Genomic DNA, 21617 nt, shown 5'->3' with positions numbered 1-21617 from the left:
GTCCCGTGGGACGTGAGTCCAGGCACGCCCTCAGCGGGAGCTCAGGACCGAGTCGAGCCACTCGTTGCGGAAGACGCCGGCCGGGTCGTATCTGGCGACCAGTGAAGAGAAGTCGGAAAGGCGCGGGAACAGCGTACGCAAAGTGGCCGGAGCCGTCGTGAAGACCTTGCCCCAATGTGGCCGGGCAGCGAGCGGAGCGAGCTGCACCTCGATCGCCCCGAGCACCGGGAGCACCGCGTCGGTGTCCGCGATCCAGGTGAAGTGCAATGCCACGCTGTCGCGCCGGTAGTTGGGGCTCAGCCACAGCTCGTCGGCGGCGATCGACCGGATCTCGCAGACCTGCAGAACCGGGGCGACCTCAGAACGGATCGCCGCGACCGCGTCGATCGCGGCAAGCGCGTCGGAGCGGGCCACGTGATATTCGGACTGCAGTTCCTCGCCGCTGGATGGCGTGAACTCCATGCGGAAGTGCGGCAGTCGCGCGTGCCAGGGTCCGGGCACCCCGTGCTGCTCGGTGCTGTTCTCGGCCGGCATGCCGGGCACCGGGTGTCGCGGCCCGTCCGCCGGGTGCGCACCGAACCAGTCGCCGCTCATCGGGTCGTCGGCCCGCCGTTTGAGCCAGGCCATGTTGGCGTCGAGGCCGGTCCAGTCGGTGAAGAGGCTGACGCTGTAGCCGTCGGCGAGCATCTCGGGCAGCGACGACGCGATGGAGGAGCGCGGCACGTCGTCGTAGACGTACTGCCGGATGTCGAAGGTCGGCACGACGTCGAGGGTCAGCGCGGTGATCACTCCGAGCGCCCCGAGATGCACCACCGCCCCCGGAAAGTCCGGATTTTCGCGGTCGAGCGTCACCAGCGAACCGTCCCCGGTGATCAGCTCGAGCGACGACACCGCGGTAGCCAGGTTGGCGTTGAGGACACCGGACCCGTGCGTGGCGGTAGCGATCGCTCCGGCGACCGAGATGTGCGGCAGCGAGGCGGTGTTGTGCAGGGCCAGCCCCTGCGCCTGGAGCAGCGGCGCCAGCTCGCCGTAGCGGATGCCACCGTCGATCCGGACGGAGGTCCGGTCGGCGCTCACCGAGACCAGGCGGGGCAGGGACGACAAAAGAATCAGGTCACCGGTGGTGTCGGCCATCCGGTTGAACGAGTGCCCACTGCCGAGCACCCGGAGAGGACCACCGGCCGACACCAGCCGCCGGACCTCGTCGACCGACGTCGGCCGGTGCACCCGCTTCGCCCCAAAGACGACATTTCCCGCCCAATTGCTAACCCGGTCAGTCAACCCTGCTCCCAAGATCGTTCCATCCCGCCCAGCTCAGCCTATGCTGAGCCGTGCGAGGTTGAACCGTCCGGACGAGTGCCCCGTAGTCGTCGTTGGATCATTCTCTTCTCGGACGTGCCGGTCAGGTCTTCGACGGGAACGACACACATGGCGGACCAGCTCGCCTTCTGCGACGACTGGACCTTCGACGTGCCGGTCGACGTCGACGGTGAGTCCCGCGCGCTCCACGACCTCGAGCGCACGCTCGCCGTACACCCTCGGTTGCTGCTGCTCGGCGACCCCGGCTCGGGCAAAAGCACCGCCCTTCGATGGCTGGCCCGGCGGGCGACGACGTACCGGCCCGCCCTGGTTCCGTTGAGCCGCTGGGAAAAGGGCCAGAGTTTCGCCGACTTCCTCGCCCCGCAGGGGCCGCCGGAAGAGCTGTTGCTGCTGCTCGACGGCCTCAACGATCTCGGACCGCACCCCGAGGCGCGCCTCAAGGAACTCGCCGAGTGGCTCGCCGAGGCCACCCCGGCCCAGGTCGTGCTCACCTCCCGGCCGCCCGGCCCCGACCATTTCGACATCGGCGGCGACCTGGCCCGGGCCACCCTCAAGGAGTTGACGACCGCGCAGGTCCGGGAGATCGCCGAGCGCCGCCTCGGCCCGGAGCCGGCGGCCGGGTTCGTGGCCCAGATCCCGCGGTCGCGTCCGGCCCGCAACCCCTACCTGCTGACCGCCCTGCTCTACCTGTTCGAGCAGCACCCGGGCGAGCGCCTGCCGCTGAGCGCCGGCCGCCTGCTGGCCCGCCTCGCCGAGACGGTCTGGGAGCAGCAGCGGGAAGATCACCAGGAAATGCCGCCCTGGGAACACGCGATCGACGCGCACATCCGACTGGCCCGCGCGATGGATCCGGACGAGATGGGCGACGACCTCACCCCGCCCCAGGTCGTGTCGATCTTCGTCGGCGAGGCTTTACCCGCCGCCTCGGTCGCGGCCGGGCTGCTGGTGCACGACGGCGACCACGTCCGGTTCGAGCACGAGCTGCTCCGGTCGTACTTCCTGGCCGAGGCGTTCGCCGGGGTCGGCGCCGACGGTTTCCTCTCCTGGTGCCGGGCCCACACCACGCACTGGCAGTCGACCGCGCTGGCCTGGAGCGGCCTGAGCGCCCAGGCCGACGAGTTCCTGGCCAAGCTGCACTGGACCGATGCGGCCGAGCTGATCGGCCGCGGCTACGTCGCCGGGCCGGCCGTGGTCCGCCGCCACGTCGAACGGGCCATGAGCGACCTGTTCGCCGGCGAGTGGCGCACCTTCCACCCGGTGCTGACCGGGCTCGCCGGGATCGGCGAACAGGCGGTCCCGGCCCTGGTCTCCGGCCTCGCCTCGGCCAGCGACGAGCAGGCCAAGGCGCGGATCGCGTTCGTGCTCGGCCGGATCGGCGGCCCCGGCGCGGTCGCCGCGCTACGCCCGATGCTGCGCGACCGGCCGGGTCTCCCCCGGGCGCACGCCTGGTCGGCGCTCACCGACATCGGCGACGAGGAGGCGTGCCGCGCGCTCGCCGAGTGGACCTCGGACGCCGAGCCGGGCCTGCGGGCGGCCGCGGCGACCGCACTCGGTCTCGTCGACCGGCCGGCCCGCGAGGCCGACCTGGTGCACCTGGCCGACGACGACGATCCCCGGGTCCGGGCGGCCGCGATCGTCTCGCTGGGCAAGCTCCGGGCGCGACGCTCGGCCGGGGTCGTCGCCCGGCACGCGACCGACGAGGACTCGAGGGTGCGTGCGGCGGTGATGACGGCGTTCGCCGCCTTCGGCGACGCGGCCGGCCGGGCCCAGATCGATGCGGCGCTGACCGATCCCGAACGGCAGGTCCGCCGGGCGGCGGTCCGGGCGGCGGCCGGCCTGGGTGCCGACGCGCCGGCCCGGTTGCTGGTCGCCCTGGGTGACGCGGCGGAAGACGTACGCGAGGAGGCCGCGTCCGCCGCAGCCGTCGCCGTCCGCGACTCTTCGGGTGAGGAGATGGTCGACGCCCTGGCCGACGCGCTCGCCGAGGGCCCCGACGGCGTGCGCCGGGCCGCCGCGGCGACGCTCGCCGGCCTGGGGCCGTCCGGTCGCGCGGCCCTGCGGGCGGCGCTCGGCGGCGACGACCCGGACCTGTGGCGGCCCGCCGCCGAGAAGCTGGTCGACAGCGGCTGGTCGCCGCGGGACGGCGAGGAGCAGGTCCAGTTCGCGGTCGCCGTCCGTGCGTGGGGTCAGTGCCTGCGGCTCGGGGCGGAGGCGGTGCCTCAGTTACGCCGTACGCTGGCGGCCGCCGACCCCGATCGGCGCCGCGGCATCGCCCGTTGCCTGCGTGGCCTCGGTTTCCGCCCCGGCGGAACCGACGCCGACCTCTTCCGTTACTACGCCGGTCTGGTCGACTGGAACCGGCAGCGCCGGGTCGACACGGTCGACCTGGTCGGGTTCGCGGCCTGGACGACCGCGCCCCGGATCGACGGCCATCCGCTGCGCGAGGCGGCCCGGCTGCTGTCCGGGGAGGCCGAGGCGGGCATCGACGAGGGCCTGATGCGCGCGACGCTGGAGTTCGGCGAGCCCGACGAACGCCTGCTCGCCACCGTGGTCGCCGGCTGGACCGGCGCCGGACGCGAGGAACTGGCCGCCGCGCTGCGCTACCCCGGCCCTCCCCTGCTGACGCTGCTGACCGTGCAGGCGCTGGGCGAGCAGTCGGCCGCCGGCCCGGAAGCCCTGGCCGAACTGCTGCTGCAGGCGGCCGACGCGGCCTCCGCCACCGACTCGCCCACCTGGGCCGAGGCGGTGCTGGTCGCCGCGGTGCAAGCGGTCGGCCGGCACACCGAGGTCACCGAGATCCTCGACGAGGTCCCGGCGGCCGCGCTGGGCGGCGACGAACGGCTCGACCTGCTCGACAGCCTGTGGGGTGCCTTCGGCGACGACGTCTCCGGCCGGCTCCGCGAGCTGACGGTCGGCGAGTTCCTCCGGGTGCTCGCCGACGTCGACCGCGACAACCTGCCGGCCGTCTCCACGCTCAACTTCCCGCTGGTCCTCTGGGAGCTGCACCGCCGGGTCGCCGTCCTCACCACGGTGATGTTCCTGGTCGGCATGGACCGGGAGGTCGTTCAGCGGGTGCTGCAGGTGATGTGGGAGCTCAGCCCGGCCGCCGTGCACCGCGTGCTGGACGCGACCGGCACCTGGGCGGCGGCCGAGTTCGTCGCCGAGGTCAAGCTGCTCGCCGACGAACTGAACTGAGTTCACTCATCTACCGCGGCTTCCCGCCGATCAGGGAGGCCATGTTGTTCGGCTCGCTGGTCACGGCGGTTGTCGCCGTGGCCGTCTTCGCGGCCGGTCTCGCCGGCCCGGTCCACCCCGCTGTGCTCCTCTGGGTCGCGGCTCCGCTCTCCACGCTCTTCCCCGCCCTCGCCGCGGCCCGGGTCGCCCGCCGGCGTTCGCTGCCGGACGCGACCCGCCGCTTCTGGCGGCACCTCGCCACGGTCTGCGTCCTGATCGGCGTCGGCGTGACGCTCAACGCGGTCGACGCGATGGCCTCCGGCACGCCGCGGCAGACCATCTCGGTTCCGACCGCGGCGGCCTACGGCAGCGCGGTGCTCGTTCTTCTCTGGGGCCTGCTGCGGCTCCCGCTGGGTGCCTCGACCCGCTCCGACCGCGTACGGATAGTGCTCGACGGCGGCACGGTGCTGCTCGCCGGCGCGGTGTTCCTCTGGCACTTCCAGACCCGGCCGATGCTCGCCGAGACCGCAAGCGACGAGACCACCACCGTCATCATCAACACCTTCGTGCTGGCCCTCGAACTGCTCGCGCTGTTCGCCATCGCGAAGGCGGCCCTGGCCGGACGCGCGTTCGTCGCCGCCGGCTCGCTGCGGCTGTTCGTTTTCGGCCTGCTCCTCGCCGCCTCGGGTGGTGTCGGCCAGCGCTTCATCAGCGACCGCCCGTGGCTCAACACGCCGCAGATCGCCATCCCGGTCGCGTTGTTCTGCGTCACCGCGGCCGCCCTGGTGCAGGGCCGGGTCTCGCTCGACGATCACCACCGGGCGGCCGTGTCCCGCCCGTTCAGCCGCCTCCCCTACCTGGCGATCGTTATCGTCGACGCGCTGCTGCTGCTCTGCATCGCCGAGCACGACTCCGACGTACTCCCGGCCGCCCTCGCCGCGGTCGCCCTGACCGGCCTGGTCGTCAGCCGCCAGCTGACCGCGTTCCGCGAGAACGCCCGCCTGCTGCGCCGCCTCGACCACGGCGCCACCCACGATGCCCTGACCCATCTGCCGAACCGGTCGCTGTTCGCCTCCCGGCTGACCGCCGCGCTGTCGGCCGGGCAGCCGGTCAGCGTGGCCCTGATCGACCTCGACGACTTCAAGACCGTCAACGACACGCTGGGACACGGCGCCGGCGACACGTTGCTGGTCGCGGTCGCCCAGCGGCTGACGTCGGCGATCGGCCCCGGCGACACCGTCGCCCGTCTGGGCGGCGACGAGTTCGTCGTCATCCTCGCCACCGACTCCCCGTCGGCGGCCGCCGAACGCATGATCGCCGCCCTGGCCGAGCCGGTCGGCGACCTCCTCGTGCGCGCCAGCATCGGGCTGGCCGCAGCCTCGCCGGACGACGCGCCCGAGGACCTGCTGCGGCGGGCCGACATCGCCATGTACGCCGCCAAGAACGGCGGCGGCAGCAACTACCTGGTCTTCGAACCTTCGATGGCGGTCGCCGTCGCCGACACCGCGGCCCTCGGCGCCCAGCTGCACCGCGCCATCACCGACGGCCAGCTGTTCCTCGAATATCAGCCGATCGTCGAACTCGGCGACGGCCACCTGCGCGGCGTCGAGGCCCTGGTCCGCTGGCAGCACCCGACCCGCGGCGTGGTGCCACCGGCCGACTTCATCCCGGCCGCCGAGCGCACCGGACTGATCGTCCCGCTCGGCGACTGGGTGCTGCGCGAGGCCTGCCGGCAGCTGGCCGCGTGGCCGGCCGACTCGCTCATCCTCAACGTCAACATCACCGCCCACCAGCTTTCCGACCACGGCTTCGTCGGCCGGGTGGCGGCCACCCTGGCCGACACCGGCATCGCACCGACCCGCCTCACCCTGGAAATCACCGAGAGCACCGCGGTCGAACTCGGCGACGCCGTCACCAACCTGGCCGAGCTGCGCCGCATGGGCATCCGGATCGCCCTGGACGACTTCGGCACCGGCCGCTCGACGCTGACGATGCTCCACGAACTGCCGGTCGACCAGCTCAAACTCGACCGCTCGTTCACCCAGGACACCGGCGGCACCCGCGCCACCATGCCGGCCGCGGTGATCGCCCTGGCCCGGGCGGTCGACCTCGACATCGTCGCCGAGGGCATCGAGACCGAGGAGCAGGCCCGGCGCCTGTCGGCGCTCGGCTACCGGTACGCGCAGGGCTACCACTTCGCCCGCCCGCTGCCCGCCTCGGCGGTGACCGACCTGATCCGGGAGCCGGTCACCACCTAGCGTCGCCACCGGCGGCCCCGATGGCCGGCGCCGCCGTCGCGGTCCTCACGATCGGCCGCGCCCGATGAGGATCAGCGCGGCGGCCCCGGCGATCAGCGTCACATGGGCCACCGGTGCGCGTGCCGTTGTCCTCGGTCGGAGCGTTCGGCGATCTCCCGCGCCGGCGCCATCTGATGCCGGGGCGGGCAACCTGTTGACTGGATCGACTGGACGACATGTTGATTCAGTCAACATGTGTCAGTCGACAGGAGGAGCCGCGCATCGCCGGGTCAAAGACCCGCAGGGACCTTCTTCCCGACGTCGGGAAGAGATCGCCACGGCGCCGTTGGGTGGGCGCCGGCAGCATCCGGCCGGTCCAGGTCCAGATCAGCTCGCGGCCCGGGTAACCATGCGAGCCGTGCTCTCCGGCGCCGCCGCCGGAGCACGACCAAGGTTCGGGGAAGACGATGGGCGAGGTTGTGCGGTCACCGTTGGCGTACAGAGTGGTGTCGACCGGCACCCAGCCGCCGCCGTCGGCCCGGCCCACGCGGTCGGGCACCGCCGACTCAGTACCGGTGAAGGTCCAGTCCGCGTTCGCAACCAGCCGTGCTGGTAGCCGTCGTCGCCTCGGTCACCCTCACCGGCGCTTTGCAGGACGCGGTCGGCCCGGCCGCCGACGAAGCGTCCGGCCGAGCCGCGGTGCCACAGGCCACCAGCCGCGGACGCGGGCTGGGACGCGGGCTCGGGCTGGGACGCGGGCTCGGGCTGGGACGCGGGCTCGGGCTCGGACGCGGGCTCGGGCTCGGACGCGGGCTGGGGCTCGGACGCGGGCTCGGGCTCGGACGCAGGGCGCGAGCTCGGACGCAGGGCGCGGGCGCGGACACGGGCGCGGACACGGGACAGGGTTCGAGCTCGAGCGCGTACTCGGACGCCGGCTCGGGCTCGGACGCCGGCTCGGGCGTGGGCTCGGACGCGGGGCGGCGGGCTCGGACGCGGGCTCGGACGCGGGCTCGGGCACGGACGCGGCGCCGGTCGCGACCGCCAGGACCGTGGCGGCCGCGAGGCGAATAACCTCCGGCCCATGAACACCATCCCCGGTGGCCGCCGATCACAGAGATCGATGGTTGTTGGACCGACCGAGAGGTCGCCTGAGGAGAAGGTGAACATGGGGTAACGGAGTGTCCCGTGAGCTCGTCGCCTTTGACGGCTCAAAACGGACAGCTGACTTTAGACGGTCCGGTTCAACGCTTCAGCGTGAACGTGAAGTCGGTCGAGAGCTTGCCGCTCAGCCGCGCCGCCGAGACGAGCTTTCCCTCCTCGATCAGCCGGTCGACCTCGGCCCGCGGGAGACCGAAACCCTCGGCGACCAGCCGCACCGGCCGCACCGGGATCGGCACCGCGAACCGGACCGCGACGTCGACGACTTCGGCATCCATGTGGTCCGATCCGCCGGTGTCGAGACGCCAAGCGCCCGCCCAGTCGAGGGAGATGCGGTTGTGGTGCTGCACGACCGGGTCCGGAAGCAGCTCGGCGATGAGGCCCGGGTCGTTGCGATGCAGCCGGTCCAGCAGCGAGGGCCGGACGGATCGCACGGTGGACCGCTCGAAGACGGTGAGCTTCGCCGTCTCCCCGCATCCGTTGCAGAGTACGAGGAGCCAGGCGTCGAGGAGCTTGTGGTTGGCGTTGACGCGGAACTTGCCGCTCGCCCGGAAACGCCCGAAGCCGCAGCCGGGACATCGGCGGCGGACGAGTGGCAGGCAGGTGGGCACTACGGCCCAGTTTTTGAGCACGGCGATATACCGGTTCCTGTGAGAGATCCGCAGCGAAAAGGAGCGCGGCGCAGAGGCGCGACGCGCGGGAAAAGCGCTCGGGAGGTCTCACCGGACGTACAACGGCATGCCTTCAGCTGGACGGCGTGTTCGGGTAGCACGCTAACCGCGGCCGACGGATCCCGGCCACGGGTTTTCGGGCGGCCGGAAGTTCAGCGCAAACGGGCGGTCACGGCGTGCAGGGCGTAGAGCAGGAAGCCGACCAGCAGCGGGACCAGGGCCGGGTGCACGAACAGCGCCAGGGTCAACGCCACCAGCACCACGCCGACCGCTGCGAGCAGCAGCGGCGGGCGGGACAGGGCGAGCGCATAAGCCGCCCGCGGCCGGCCGCCCAGGACGGCGACCAGGGCCGCCCAGCCCAGAGCGAGCACGGCCACGGCCAGGACCGCGCTCAGCACCACCGGGCCGCCCGGCACGACGCCCCGGCGCAGGCCGAGGACGTCGAGCCAGACGAGGAACAGGCCGCCCAGGAAGGCCGGACCGACCCAGAGGCCGCGCACCAGGCGGCCACGGAACGCCGCGCCCAGCGAGGACGGGCGCGGCCACGTGTCGTACGCCTGGAAGTGCCGGACCGCCTCGCTCGCCGTGCCCACCGCCGCGCCCGCGGTGAGCAGCGGCAGCGAAGCGGCCGTCACCGCGAAGCCGAGGATTGCGAGGTCCGCGGCCGCGCGCACCGAATCACGCCAGTGAAGTTTCACCGCGATCTCATCCCTTCAGGCCGCTGGTGTTGATGCCCTCGACCAGCAGGCGCTGGAAGGCGATGAAGAACAGGAACACCGGGATCAGCGACACCAGAGACATCGCGAACATCGGCCCGACCGACGCCTCGCTGGTCGAGTCGATGAATAGGGTGAGCGCGACCGGTGCGGTGTAGTCCTTCAGGTCGGACAGGTAGACCAGCTGGCGGAAGAAGTCGTTCCAGGTCCAGATGGCCGAGAAGATGGCCGTGGTGACCAGGGCCGGCCGGCTCAGCGGCAGGATCACGTGCCGGAAGACGCGGAACGGCGAGGCGCCGTCGATGACCGCGGCCTCGTCGAGTTCGCGCGGGATGCCCCGCATGAACTGGACCATCAGGAAGACGAAGAACGCCTCGGTGGCCAGGAAATGCGGCACCAGCAACGGGAGGTACGGCCAGGAGCCGCCGACCCAGCCGAGGGTCCGGAACAGGATGTACTGCGGGATGATCAGGACGTGTGCGGGCAGCAACAGGGTTCCGATCATGATCGCGAACCACATTGCGCGCAGGCGGAATTTCAAACGGCCCAGGGCGTACGCGGCGAGCAGGCACGAGAGCACGTTGCCGACCATCGTCAGCACGGCCACCATCGCGCTGTTGAGGAAGAACCGTCCGAAGTCGACGTCGAACTTCCGCCAGCCGTCCGGGAAGTTGCCGGGCGTCCAATGGTTCGGGACGAGGCCAATGTTGCTGACGATCTCCTGCGGCGACTTGAACGACGTGCCGAGCATCCACACGAGCGGATAGAGCACCACCGCGAGGATCACGATCAGCACGAGCAGCCGCAGCCTCGAGCGCATCATTTCGCCTCACTGTCGGAGTAATGGACCCAGAAGCGCCCGGTGCTGAACAGCACCACGGTGACGAGGCCGACCACGACGAGGAAGACCCAGGCCATCGCCGACGCGTAGCCCATGTCCAGCTCGGTGAAGCCTTTGACGTAGAGGTCCAGGGTGTACATCAGCGTCGCGTCGACCGGGCCGCCGGTGCCGCCGGAGACGACGAACGCCGCGGTGAAGCCCTGGAAGCCGTGGATCGTCTCGAGCACCAGGTTGAAGAAGATGACCGGCGACAGCATCGGCAGCGTGATGTTGCGGAACTTGCGCCACGCGCCGGCGCCGTCGACCGAGGCCGCCTCGTAGAGCTCGGTCGGCACCTGTTTGAGCCCGGCCAGGAAGATCACCATGGGGGCGCCGAACTGCCAGATCGCCAGCAGCATCAGCGTTTCGAGGGCGAAGTTGGGGTCGTTGACCCACGGCTGCCCGTGGATGCCGAACAGCGAGAGGAGCGAGTTGAACGCGCCTTCCCGGTTGAACATGCTGCGCCACACGATGGCCAGGGCCACGCTGCCGCCCAGCAGGGACGGCAGGTAGAACAGGCCGCGGAACCAGGCGATGCCGCGGAAGGTGCGGTTGAGGAGGAGGGCCACCGCCAGGGCGGCGGCCAGCTTCAGGGGTACGGCGATGACCGCGAACTCGACCGTGACGCGTACGGCGTGCCAGTAGGACGGGTCGGTGGTGAACATCCGCCGGTAGTTGTCGAGCCCGACCCAGGTCGCGTCGGACAGCGAACCGAGCGGGCTGTAGTCGGTGAAGCTCAGGTAGAGCGAGATGAGCATGGGTATCGCCGTGATGCCGAGCAAGCCGAGCAGCCACGGCGACAGGAAGATGTAGCCGGCCGCGTCCTGCCGCCGCCGGCGGGCCCCACGGCCCCGCCGCTGAGCGGCGGGAACCGGGGGCGCGGGCGTGGTCGCCGTGAGCACAGGCGCGCCCTCAGCTCTGCCCGATGGCGGCCTTGGCGGCGGTCACGAAGGCCGCGGCGCCCTGTGCGGGCGTCTGCCGGCCGAACGTGACCTCCTCCGCGATGCGGACCAGTTCCGTCTTGACCTTGCTGTGGCCCTTCGGCGGGACAGTCGGCGAGTTGGGGCCGAACCGGGTGCCGAGGTCGGTCTGCACGGCGATGGTCTGCTTCATGTTGGGGTCGGTCGTGGTGTCGGCGACCAGTTTGCGGACGTCCAGGTTGGACGGCAACCCGCGGTCGGTGCCCAGGATCTTGCCCGCGTCGGGGTCGTTGGCCAGGAAGTTGAGCACGTCGGCGGCGGCGTCCTTGTTCTTCGAGCCCTTGAAGATCGAGAAGTACATCGAGGCGCGCGCCCACTGGGCACTCGGGTCGCCGGGGTACGCCATGACGCCGAGGTCGTCCTTGGTGTTCTTCTTCAGCTCGGGCATCTGGTTGACCCACACCCATGACGTGTCGGCCTTGCCGGTGACGACCAGCTGCTTGCTGATGTCGGTGGCGTTACCCTCGTGGATGACGTCCGGGGTGGGGCAGGCGCCCTTCTCGCGCGCGCCCTTCCAGAGGGTGAACCAGGAGTTGATGTGCGACTCGTCGAAGCCGAGCTGGTTGTTCTTGTAGAGGTCGGCGCCGTTCTGTCGCAGGTAGACCCAGAGGGCCTGGTAGATCGCGCTCGGATCCATCGTGCCCGGGATCTTGGCGGTCTTGGACACGCCGGCCGCCCAGGTGATGAAGTCGTCCCAGCTCATGCCGGTCTTGGGCGGCTGCAGCTTGTACTTGTCGAGCAGCGACTGGTCCCAGACCAGGCCCTGGGTGTTCTCGCCGAACGCCATCCCGGCCAGCTTGTCGTCGACCATGCCGTACTTCCAGAGGCTCTCCGGGAACTTGGAGAAGTCGATCTTGTTGCTCTGCTTGTACGGCGTGAGATCGAGCGTGATACCCCGCCCCGAGTACTCGGCGATGTAGTTGTCGTCGATCTGGAAGATGTCCGGCGCGTTGCCGCCCGCGACCAGGGTGGCCAGCTTGTCGAAGTACCCCTGGTTGGCCTGCCATGTCTTCTTGAACGTCACGTTGGGATGCTTCTTGGTGTAGAGCGCGAGCGCCTGGTCGGTCAGATCGGCCCGCGCCTGGGCGCCCCACCAGAAGAACGACAGTTCGGTCGTCTTGGACGAGGACGACCCGGACGAGGAATCCCCGCAGGCCGCGGTGGCGGCCAGGAACGGCACGGCCGCCAGACCGGCCAGCAGATGGCGCCGGGTGGGACGGAAACCAGGGGTACGTTGGTCGGGCGCGTTCGCACCCGTACCGGCGTTGGGAGACATGGATCGAACTCCTTTTTAGGAGGCGACACCACCGGTCGCGGGCGCATACGCGATGCCCGGGTCCGCAGGGCTGTGCGGACCCGGGCCCGGCCCGGTCGAGTCGCGGATGACCAGTTCGGTCTGCAGGTGTATTTGAGCGGTGGTGCGGCGGTCGTCGCCGTGCGCGAGCAGCATGTCGACGGCCGCCCGACCGGCGGCGGCGGTGGGAGTCGCCACCGTGGTCAGCTTGGGACGGGTGAGACGGCTGAGCATGATGTCGTCGATGCCGACGACGCTGACGTCCTGCGGCACCCGGGCGCCGGCCGCCAGCAGGCCTTCGATCAGGCCGATGGCCATCAGGTCGTTGTAGGCGAGCACGGCGGTGGCACCGGCTCGCAGCACGTCCTCGGCCAGGGCCAGACCGCCGTTCTCGGTCGGCGAGTTGGGGCCGATGATGGTCAGCTCGGCGCGACCGGCCCGCGCCGACGCGGTGGTCGAGCGCCGGATCTCCCGGCTGGTCCATGACCCTCGGGGACCGCTGATCAGGGCGATCCGCCGATGGCCGAGGCCGGTGAGGTGTTCGATCGCGCGGGCCGCGCCCTGGGCCACGTCCATCACCACGGCGGGCAGGCCGGGGATCTGGCGGTTGACCACGACGAGCGGCACCTCGCGGCTGAGCTGCTCGATCAGGGTGTTGCTCATGCGCGGGCTGCACAGCAGCACCCCGTCGACCTGCTTGGCGAGGGCCCGCACGACCTCTTCCTCGACGAACGGGTCCTCGTTCGTGTCGGCCACGAAGATGTGGTGGTCGTGCTTGCGGGCGTGACTTTCGGCGGCCTTGATGAGCGGGGGGAAGAACGGGTTGGCGATGTCGGCCACGATCAGGCCGATGTTGTACGTCCGGCCGGTGATCAGTGCGCGGGCCGCCCGGTTGGGCCGGTAGCCCAGCTGCTCGGCGCAGGCCAGCACGCGGCTGCGGGTGTTGGGGTTGACCAGATGAGGAGCCGAGAACGTGCGCGACACCGTGGAGATGTGCACGCCGGACGCCCGAGCGACGTCGCGAATGGTGACTGACACGCTCCGGCCTCCTTGCTTCGGTGTGGTGGCGGTCACGCGGTGTTCCCCATTAATGCAAGCGGTTGCATCGATGTCAACGCTGATCCGTTGCAAACAGGTGACAGGTAAACGCTTACCCGATACGTCAAACTAGACGAAGACGGATAATGCGGGCAGCTGATTGACCCTTCCTCATCGAGACCCCTAACTTCACTGCAAACCTTTGTAGTTACGATCCGGATACAGCAACCGGAGGTCCCGTTGTCCGCAGACGAACCACGCCGGCTCGCCGTGGTCGGCGCCGGAGCCCGTGCCGAGATGTGGGTGCGGGCCATCGGCGACCATCCCGACCGTGTCCAGCTGGTCGCGCTCGCCGACACCAACCAGGCCCGGATGGACGCCCACAACCGGTGGCTGGCGTCGCCCGTGCCGACCTACGCCGCCGCCGACCTGGCCACGATGCTCTCCGCCGAGCACGTCGACCAACTCCTCGTGACCAGCGTCGACCGCACCCACGCCGGGCACATCGTGACCGCACTCGAGGCCGGCGTCGACGTCATCACCGAGAAGCCGATGACCGTCGACGCGGAGTCGGCCCGGCGCATCCTCGACGCGGTCGAGCGCACCGGCCGCGACGTCCGGGTCGCCTTCAACTACCGGTTCAACCCGGTCCACGAGGTCGTCCGCACCCTGCTCGCGGGCGGCGCGGTCGGCGAGATCGGCTCGGTGCACTTCGAGTGGTTGCTCGACATCCGGCACGGCGCCGACTACTTCCGCCGCTGGCATCGCGACAAGGCCAACTCGGGCGGCCTGCTCGTGCACAAGTCCGGCCACCACTTCGACCTGGTCAACTGGTGGCTCGGCGCGGCACCGGCCGAGGTCTACGCCCAGGGCCGGCTGTTCATGTACGGGCCGGACGGCAAGCGGCACGGCTACGCCCGCGACTACGAGCGCGCGCACGGCAGCCCGTCCGCCGCCGACGACCCGTTCGCGATCGACCTGGCGGCCAAGCCCCGGCTGAAAGAGCTCTACCTCGACGCGGAGGGCGAGGACGGCTACTTCCGCGACCAGAACGTCTTCGCCCCCGGCGTGACGATCGAGGACGACATGGCCGTGCTGGTCCGCTACGACACCGGCGCGACCATGACCTACCACCTCACCGCGTACGCGCCCTGGGAGGGCTACCGGCTGATGGTCAACGGCAGCCAGGGCCGGCTGGAGCTCGAAGTGGTGGAGAGCGACCACGTCAGCCCGGAGGCGACCGGCGACATCAAGCACGGCGACGAGGCGCCGCCCGAGCGCGGCGGCGTCACCCTGACGCTCCGGCCGTACTGGAAGCCGCCGCAGGCGATCGAGCTGCAGCCGCACGACCGCGGCGGCCACGGCGGCGCCGACAGCCGGATGACCGCGGTGCTGCTCGGCGGCAAGACCGACCCGCTGGCCCGCTCGGCGACCGCCCGCGACGGTGCGTTCGCCCTGCTCACCGGGCTCGCGGCGAACCGCTCCCTGGAGACACACGAGCCGGTCCGCGTCGCGGATCTGCTGGACCTACCCGAGAGGTGACCGTGCCTGTCCAACAACCGGACCCGATATTCGCCGTCGACCCGCGGCAGGCACAGATCGCCCGCGAGCTCCACGAAGCCGTGCGCGACCTGCCGCTGCTCTGCCCGCACGGCCACGTCGACCCGCGCATCCTGGCCGACGACGAGCCGTTCGGCGATCCCGCCCGCCTGCTGATCGTGCCCGATCACTACGTGACCCGGATGCTGCTCAGCCAGGGGATCCCACCGGCCCGGCTGGGCGTGCCCCGCCGCGACGGCGGTGCGGTCGAGACGGACGGGCGCACGATCTGGCGGCTCCTGGCGGAGAACTGGCATCTGTTCCGGGGCACCCCGTCGCGGCTCTGGCTCGAGCAGACCTTCACGACCGTGTTCGGCATCGAGACCCGGCTCTCCGCCGCGACGGCCGACGACATGTACGACGCGATCGCCGCGAAGATCGCCGAGCCGGCGTTCCGTCCGCGGGCGCTGTTCGAGAAGTTCCGCATCGAGGTGCTGGCGACCACCGAGTCGCCGACCGACGACCTCGCCGAGCACGCGAAGCTGGCGGCCGACGGGTGGGGCGGCCCGGGCGGCCGGGTCGTCACCACGTTCCGGCCCGACCTGGTCGTCGACTTCGAGCGCGAGGGCTGGGCCGAGGCGGTGGCCCGGCTCGGCGAGCTGGCCGGGGAGGACACCGGCACGTACGCCGGCTTCCTGGCCGCGCTGCGGAAACGGCGAGAGGCCTTCATCGCCGCCGGGGCCACCTCGACCGACCACGGGCACCCGACCGCGCGTACCGAAAACCTCTCGGCCGACGAGGCCGCCGCCCTCTATGACCGCGCGTTGCGCGGGCTCGCGCCGGCGGCCGACGCGGAGACCTTCCGGGGGCACATGCTGCTGGAGTTCGCGCGGATGTCGATCGACGACGGACTGGTCATGCAGCTGCACCCGGGGGCGGTGCGGGACCACAACACCGAGCTGTTCGCGGCGCACGGCCGCGACGTCGGCGGCGACATCCCGCAGGCGACCGACTACGTGCACGCCCTGCGGCCGCTGCTCGATGCGTACGGCATGGACCCACGCCTGCGCGTGGTGCTGTACACCTTGGACGAATACACGTTCAGCCGCGAGCTGGCCCCGCTGGCCGGCGGCTACCCGGCCCTGTTCCTGGGCGCGCCGTGGTGGTTCCTCGACTCGCCGGACGGCCTGCGCCGCTATCGGGACGCGGTCACCGAGACGGCCGGCTTCTACAACACGGCCGGTTTCGTCGACGACACCCGCGCGTTCTGCTCGATCCCGGTACGGCACGACATCGCACGCCGGTCCGACGCCGCCTATCTGGCCTCGCTCGTCCTGCAGAACCGGCTTCCGCTCGACGAGGCGGCCGAGACGATGGCCGACCTCGCCTACCACCTGCCCAAGCGGATCTTCCGCCTCGACACCGCGGGAGCGGCCCGATGACGACGATCACCCGGGTGGACGTGCACGACGTCCGCTTCCCCACCGCCGCCGCGGGCGACGGGTCCGACGCCATCAATCGCGGCGACTACTCGGCGACCTATGTGGAGCTGCAGACCGACGGTCCGTTCAAGGGTGCCGGTTTCACCTTCACCAACGGGCGTGGCAACGAACTGGCCTGCGCCGCGGTGCGGGCCCTCGCCCATCACCTCGAGGGCCGCACCCTCGAAGAGCTGGCCGCCGACCGCCTCGCCTTCCACCGGTCGCTGATCGCCGACGTGCAGCTGCGCTGGCTCGGCCCGGAGAAGGGCGTGCTGCACATGGCGACCGGCGCCCTGGTCAACGCGGTCTGGGATCTGTGGGCCAAGCAGGCCGGCCAGCCGCTGTGGCGCTTCCTGGCCGAGATGCCGACCTCCTCACTCGTCGCCGCCGTCGACTTCCACCACATCAACGACGCGCTGACGCCGTCCGAAGCGGCGTCCATTCTGGACAAGGGCCGGATCGGCCTGTCCGATCGGCTGGCACTGCTGGAAAGCGACGGCTTCCCGTCCTACACGACCAGCGTCGGATGGCTCGGATATCCCGACGAGAAGGTCCGGGCGCTGACCCGCGAGGCCTACGCTGCCGGATGGCGCGCCGTGAAGATGAAGGTCGGCGGCGACATCGAGGACGACGTGCGGCGGGCCGGCATCATCCGGTCCGAGATCGGGCCGGACGCGCTGTTGATGATGGACGCCAACCAGGTGTGGGACGTCGACGAGGCCATCAACAACATGGGCCGCCTGAAGGACGCCGACCCCTACTGGATCGAGGAACCGACCCATCCCGACGACATTCTCGGTCACGCGCGCATTCAGCGCGCGGTCGCACCCGTACGCGTCGCGACCGGCGAAGTCGCCGCGAACCGGGTCATCTTCAAGCAGCTGCTGCAGGCCGACGCCATCCGGGTGATGCAGGTCGACGCGTGCCGGGTCGCCGGGGTCGGCGAGGTGCTGGCGGAACTCCTGCTGGCCGCCAAGTTCGGGGTGCCGGTATGCCCGCACGCGGGCGGGGTCGGGCTGTGCGAGCTGGTGCAGCACATCGCCGTCTTCGACTATCTGCGCGTGGGCACCTCGCTCGACGGGCGCATGGTCGAGTACGTCGACCATCTCCACGAGCATTTCGAGGATCCGGTGCGGACCCGGGGCGGCCGTTATCTGTTGCCGGCCGCGCCCGGATATTCGAGCGACATCAAGCCCGCCTCGGTGGCCGAATTCTCGTTCCCGGACGGGCCGGCGTGGCGATGAGACTCTCCCGGGCCACTCTCGGCCGACTGCCCGCTCCGTCGTTGCCGCGGGTCGACCCGGGCTCCTTCGGGCCGGGGATCGTGCACCTCGGGGTGGGCGCGTTCCACCGCGCCCACCAGGCGGTCTACACCGAGGAGGCGATGGCGGCCGACGGCGGCGACTGGGGCATCGTCGAGGTCGCGCCGCGGTCGGCGGCGATCGTCGACGCGCTGACGTCGCAGGACCTGCTGTACAGCGTGACGACGCTCGGGCCGTCGTCGACGTCGACGCGGGTCATCGGCTCGGTCGCGGGGGCGTTCCAGGCCTCGGCCGCTCCCTCGACGGTGGTCGAGCTCCTGGCCGACCCGCGGATCCGGGTCGTCACGCTGACCGTGACCGAGAAGGCCTACCGCCTCGATCCGGCCACCGGGCAGGTGCTGTGGGACGACGAACTGCGCGCCGACCTTTCGACGGATCGCTCACCGCGTACGATCCCGGGCCTGCTCATCCGCGGCCTGCAGGCGCGGCAGAAGGCCGACGCCGGCCCGATCGCGCTGGTCAGCTGCGACAATCTGCCGGCCAACGGTCATCGGCTGAGCGGTCTGGTCACCCAGACCGCCGGGTCCACGCTGGATTGGGTACGCGAGAGCGTGACGTTCCCCGGCACGATGGTCGATCGGATCGTTCCCGCCACGACCCCCGCGCTGCTGGAGACCGCCGCGTCTGCTCTGGGCGCCTCGGATCTGGCCGCCGTTTGCGGCGAGCCCTATTCGCAGTGGGTCATCGAGGACTCGTTCGCGGGCGGGCGGCCGTCGTGGGAACTCGCCGGCGCGGTGATGACCGACGACGCGCGGCCGTGGGAACTGCTGAAGCTGCGAACCCTCAACGGGGTGCACTCGGCGATCGCCTATCTCGGCGCGCTGGCCGGATATTCGACGATCGCCTCCGCGCTAGAACTTCCCGGCCTCTCCGCGGTCCTGCGGTCCTTCATCGCATCGGACGTCGCACCGACCCTGGATCCGCCGCCCGGCACGACCGTCGTCTCCTACGGCGAGTCGGCGCTGACCCGTTTCGCCAACCCGGCGATGGGCCACCGCACGCTGCAGGTGGCGATGGACGGCAGCCAGAAACTGCCGCAGCGGATTTTGCACACGCTCATGGACCGGCGGGCGGCCGGCGGCGTGCCGCGGTGGGGTGCGCTGGTGGTCGCGGCGTGGATGCGGTTCGTCCAGGGGACGGCCGACGACGGCCGCTCGTTGCCGCTGGACGACCCGCTGGCTCCTGACATCCGGGCACGGCTTGCCGCCGCGCCGTCCACGCCGGAGGGTGTAGTCGAGGCGCTGCTCGGTTTGAACACCGTCTTCGACCCGGCCCTGGCCGCCGACGACGTGGTCCGATCTCTGCTGGTCGAGTGGCTGACCTCGCTCACGAGGCACGGCGTGGCCGCAACGCTGTCGGCTGTTCAGGGAGACACTGCATGACGGATCGGGTTCGGGTCGCGCTGATCGGCGCCAACGGGCACGGCCGCTGGCACCGGCGGCAGATCGCTTCGGTCGACCGGGTCCAGCTGGTCGGTCTCGCCGACCCGCAGCCGATCGACCCCGATCCTCCCCTGCCCGAAGGCACCGCCCTGTTCACCGACCACCGGGAGCTGCTGGCCGCCACCGTCCCCGAGGTGGTGGTGATCTGCACTCCCCCGCACACCCACCTGCCGATCGCGCTGGACGCGCTGGAGGCCGGCTGCGACCTGCTGCTGGAGAAGCCGCCGGTTGCCTCGCTGGCCGCGCACCGCACGCTGGCCGCCCAGCTGAACGCGACCGGGCGGTCCTGCCAGGTCGGCTTCCAGGCGCTCGGATCGCAGGCGTGGGCCCGGTTCCGGGCCGCGGTGGCGGGCGGCCCCGCAACGTCGGTGTCGGCCCTGGCCTCGTGGCAGCGCGACGACGCCTACTATCGGCGGGCGCCGTGGGCCGGCCGCCGGAACGTCGACGGGCGGCCGGTGATCGACGGGTCACTGGCCAACCCGCTCGCCCATGCCGTCATGCAGGCGCTGGCCAGCGCGTCGGCCGCCGGCGCCGGACACCCGCGGCAACTTGCCGTGGAACGCTACCGGACCCGGCCGATCGAGGTGGACGACACCGCCTTCGCGCGGGTCACCTTCGACAGCGGGCTCACCGTGACGATCGCGGTGACCCTGGCCGGCGAGGAGTTCATCGCCGGCCAGATCGACGCGGTGCTGCCGACCGGGCCGGCGACACTCGAATATCCGACCGACCGGCTGGCCCTGCCCGGCGATCCGGCCCCGGTCACCGTCCCCGGCCGCGAAGACCTGCTGACCAATCTGCTCGACCACCGCTCGACCGGCACGCCTCTGCTGGTCCCGCTGGAGGCGACCCGCGACTTCACGGCCGTGCTGGAGGCCCTGACCGAACCCGAGATCGCGACCCCCACCCTGGTCGACGACAAATACGTGGACCACGGAAACGGCGTACGCGTCATCCGCGGCGTGAACGCCCTCATCCGGCAGGTCGCGTCGAGCGGTTCCCTGCCGTCGGAGCTGGGGGTGTCGTGGGCGACGCCCCCGTACGTGCGACGGGTGCCGCTCGGCTGACCGGCGGAAGGCCGCCCGCTGCGTCGGCGATGCGGTCCCGGGAGCGGAGCACACGCGCCCGGAGGTCGTCCGGGCCGGTCCCGTTCCGGTCGACGACCTGGCCCGCGACGATGACGGTATGGACCAGGCCGGGATGGCCTGCGGCGACGACCGCGCCGGCCGGGTGGTTGACCGGGAACACCGTCAGGTCGTCCGCCCGCAGCAGGATCAGATCGGCCTGCTTTCCGGGCGTGATGCTGCCGATCCGGTCGCCGAGCCCGAGGGCCCGCGCGCCGTCGATCGTGGCGAACTCGAGCACGTCCCGGGCGTTCAGCGTCGCCGGCCTCCCCTGTGAGGTGTCCAGGCCGCGCTGGACGCTGAGGGCGGTGCGCATGGTCGAGAACATGTCCCCGCCGGCCGAGAGGCAGTCGTCGATGGACAGCGTCGGGCGGATCCCCGCGGCGAGCATCCGCCCGGTCTCGGGCCAGCCGAAGCCCATCTTCAGCTCGACGTCCGGGCTGATCGACACCGAGACACCCAGGTCGGCCATCATGGCCAGCTCGTCGTCGTCCAGCCCGTTGCCGTGGATGACCGTCGTGCGGTCGTCGAGCAGCCCCCGGTCGCGCATGGCGGCGACCAGCCGGCGCTGCGTGGTCCCGGGTGAACTCGCGTGGAGGTGCACGCTGGCCCGGAGCCCGAGCTCCCGCGCGGCGGCGACGTCGGCGATCGTCGCCTCCATGCTCGTCATCTGGGGGCCGCGCAGGCCGAGGGCCGGCGTCACGAGGCCGTCGTCGCCGGACAGGCGCCCGCGCATGCGCGCGAGCTCCGCCGCCACGGGTTCGGCCGGGGAATATCCGAAGACGCTCCGGCCGGGCACCTCGCGGAGGGCGTCGAGCGCCGCGTCGCCGTGCTCGGGGGTGTCGGCGCAGTGGCACCAGTCGAGCAGCGTGGTGATGCCCGAGTGCAGCGCCTCAAGCCGCCCGAGCAGCGTGCCGGCGTACACGTCCTCCGGCCGGTAGTGGGGGCGGAGGGTGCCGAACACGGCCGCCCGGTATTCGCCGAAGGTCCAGTCCGCGCCGAGTCCCCGGAACGCCGTCTGCCAGGTGTGCCGATGGGTGTCGACGAAGCCCGGGAGGACCAGCATCGTCGTCGCGTCGAGCACTCGGGCGTCCGGCGCGTCGATCCGTTCCGCGACGGCCGCGATCCGGCCGTCCTCCACGAGCACGTCCCCCTGAGGCAGATCGCCGATCGCCGGGTCGACGGTGACGACCGTGCCGCCGCGTACCAAGGTCCGCATGAGTCCTCCTTCGAGTTGACGC

General features: G+C 71.3%; 15 protein-coding genes. 7 read left to right on the top strand and 8 right to left on the bottom strand.

The genetic code is table 11. The annotated features are described in order from the left end of the window. Positions 1–30 precede the first annotated feature (30 nt). Positions 31–1281 (bottom strand): FAD-binding protein, encoded by a 1251-nt coding sequence (locus ACIA5C_RS12015; RefSeq protein WP_396053543.1) that lies wholly within the window; start codon positions 1279–1281, stop codon positions 31–33. 147 nt (positions 1282–1428) lie between these two features. Between ACIA5C_RS12015 and ACIA5C_RS12010 the strand changes: the two genes are divergently transcribed. Beyond that, a complete protein-coding gene (locus tag ACIA5C_RS12010; protein WP_396053541.1) occupies positions 1429–4515 on the top strand; it encodes an NACHT domain-containing protein in 3087 nt (1028 codons plus the stop codon). Between the two features lie 41 nt (positions 4516–4556). Then, the gene (locus tag ACIA5C_RS12005; protein ID WP_396053539.1) at positions 4557–6752 is read left to right on the top strand and encodes a putative bifunctional diguanylate cyclase/phosphodiesterase; all 2196 of its coding nucleotides are present in this window, start codon (positions 4557–4559) and stop codon (positions 6750–6752) included. A gap of 1220 nt (positions 6753–7972) precedes the next feature. On the opposite strand, the gene ACIA5C_RS12000 is transcribed toward ACIA5C_RS12005, so the two are convergent. From ACIA5C_RS12000 to ACIA5C_RS11975, 6 genes are all read right to left on the bottom strand, one after another. Then, positions 7973–8521, bottom strand: coding sequence for a DUF1062 domain-containing protein (locus ACIA5C_RS12000; RefSeq protein WP_396053537.1), 549 nt, complete (start codon positions 8519–8521; stop codon positions 7973–7975). A gap of 191 nt (positions 8522–8712) precedes the next feature. Then, positions 8713–9258: a hypothetical protein gene (locus tag ACIA5C_RS11995; protein ID WP_396053535.1), complete on the bottom strand. Its 546-nt coding sequence runs from the start codon at positions 9256–9258 to the stop codon at positions 8713–8715. Positions 9259–9265: 7 nt separating this feature from the next. Further along, positions 9266–10096: a carbohydrate ABC transporter permease gene (locus tag ACIA5C_RS11990; RefSeq protein ID WP_396054319.1), complete on the bottom strand. Its 831-nt coding sequence runs from the start codon at positions 10094–10096 to the stop codon at positions 9266–9268. Continuing rightward, positions 10096–11058, bottom strand: a complete 963-nt coding sequence (locus ACIA5C_RS11985) for a carbohydrate ABC transporter permease (RefSeq protein ID WP_396053533.1) — start codon at positions 11056–11058, stop codon at positions 10096–10098. Before ACIA5C_RS11985 ends, ACIA5C_RS11990 begins: the two co-directional genes overlap by 1 nt. A 10-nt stretch (positions 11059–11068) precedes the next feature. Next, entirely contained in the window at positions 11069–12412 is a 1344-nt protein-coding gene (locus ACIA5C_RS11980; RefSeq protein WP_396053531.1) for an ABC transporter substrate-binding protein, read from the bottom strand. A gap of 15 nt (positions 12413–12427) precedes the next feature. After that, positions 12428–13468, bottom strand: a complete 1041-nt coding sequence (locus ACIA5C_RS11975; RefSeq protein ID WP_396053529.1) for a LacI family DNA-binding transcriptional regulator — start codon at positions 13466–13468, stop codon at positions 12428–12430. A 240-nt stretch (positions 13469–13708) separates the two neighbouring features. Between ACIA5C_RS11975 and ACIA5C_RS11970 the strand changes: the two genes are divergently transcribed. The 5 genes from ACIA5C_RS11970 to ACIA5C_RS11950 are packed head-to-tail and all read left to right on the top strand — an operon-like array spanning position 13709 to position 20319. Next, complete coding sequence (locus ACIA5C_RS11970) at positions 13709–15010, top strand: Gfo/Idh/MocA family protein (RefSeq protein ID WP_396053527.1); 1302 nt, start codon at positions 13709–13711, stop codon at positions 15008–15010. Positions 15011–15012: 2 nt separating this feature from the next. Beyond that, positions 15013–16449 (top strand): glucuronate isomerase, encoded by a 1437-nt coding sequence (uxaC, locus tag ACIA5C_RS11965; protein WP_396053525.1) that lies wholly within the window; start codon positions 15013–15015, stop codon positions 16447–16449. Continuing rightward, complete coding sequence (locus ACIA5C_RS11960; protein WP_396053523.1) at positions 16446–17732, top strand: enolase C-terminal domain-like protein; 1287 nt, start codon at positions 16446–16448, stop codon at positions 17730–17732. The genes uxaC and ACIA5C_RS11960 overlap by 4 nt, the downstream gene beginning before the upstream one ends. After that, positions 17729–19192: a mannitol dehydrogenase family protein gene (locus tag ACIA5C_RS11955; protein WP_396053521.1), complete on the top strand. Its 1464-nt coding sequence runs from the start codon at positions 17729–17731 to the stop codon at positions 19190–19192. The genes ACIA5C_RS11960 and ACIA5C_RS11955 overlap by 4 nt, the downstream gene beginning before the upstream one ends. After that, complete coding sequence (locus ACIA5C_RS11950) at positions 19189–20319, top strand: Gfo/Idh/MocA family protein (protein WP_396053519.1); 1131 nt, start codon at positions 19189–19191, stop codon at positions 20317–20319. Before ACIA5C_RS11955 ends, ACIA5C_RS11950 begins: the two co-directional genes overlap by 4 nt. On the opposite strand, the gene ACIA5C_RS11945 is transcribed toward ACIA5C_RS11950, so the two are convergent. Next, complete coding sequence (locus ACIA5C_RS11945) at positions 20225–21595, bottom strand: amidohydrolase family protein (protein ID WP_396053517.1); 1371 nt, start codon at positions 21593–21595, stop codon at positions 20225–20227. The genes ACIA5C_RS11950 and ACIA5C_RS11945 overlap by 95 nt on opposite strands. Positions 21596–21617: the final 22 nt, after the last annotated feature.

The sequence above is a fragment of the Actinoplanes sp. NPDC051343 genome (assembly GCF_044455125.1).
Taxonomy (GTDB): Bacteria; Actinomycetota; Actinomycetes; order Mycobacteriales; family Micromonosporaceae; genus Actinoplanes.
The sequence above is the reverse complement of the archived record's forward strand: the minus strand, read 5'-3'. Positions and strand labels throughout refer to the sequence as shown.

Coding starts and splice junctions, on each gene's coding strand:
- ACIA5C_RS12010 (WP_396053541.1), top strand. CDS start 1,429: ATGGCGGACCAGCTCGCCTTCTGCGACGACTGGACCTTCGACGTGCCG.
- ACIA5C_RS12005 (WP_396053539.1), top strand. CDS start 4,557: ATGTTGTTCGGCTCGCTGGTCACGGCGGTTGTCGCCGTGGCCGTCTTC.
- ACIA5C_RS11990 (WP_396054319.1), bottom strand. CDS start 10,096: ATGCGCTCGAGGCTGCGGCTGCTCGTGCTGATCGTGATCCTCGCGGTG.
- ACIA5C_RS11980 (WP_396053531.1), bottom strand. CDS start 12,412: ATGTCTCCCAACGCCGGTACGGGTGCGAACGCGCCCGACCAACGTACC.
- ACIA5C_RS11960 (WP_396053523.1), top strand. CDS start 16,446: ATGACGACGATCACCCGGGTGGACGTGCACGACGTCCGCTTCCCCACC.
- ACIA5C_RS11955 (WP_396053521.1), top strand. CDS start 17,729: ATGAGACTCTCCCGGGCCACTCTCGGCCGACTGCCCGCTCCGTCGTTG.
- ACIA5C_RS11950 (WP_396053519.1), top strand. CDS start 19,189: ATGACGGATCGGGTTCGGGTCGCGCTGATCGGCGCCAACGGGCACGGC.
- ACIA5C_RS11945 (WP_396053517.1), bottom strand. CDS start 21,595: ATGCGGACCTTGGTACGCGGCGGCACGGTCGTCACCGTCGACCCGGCG.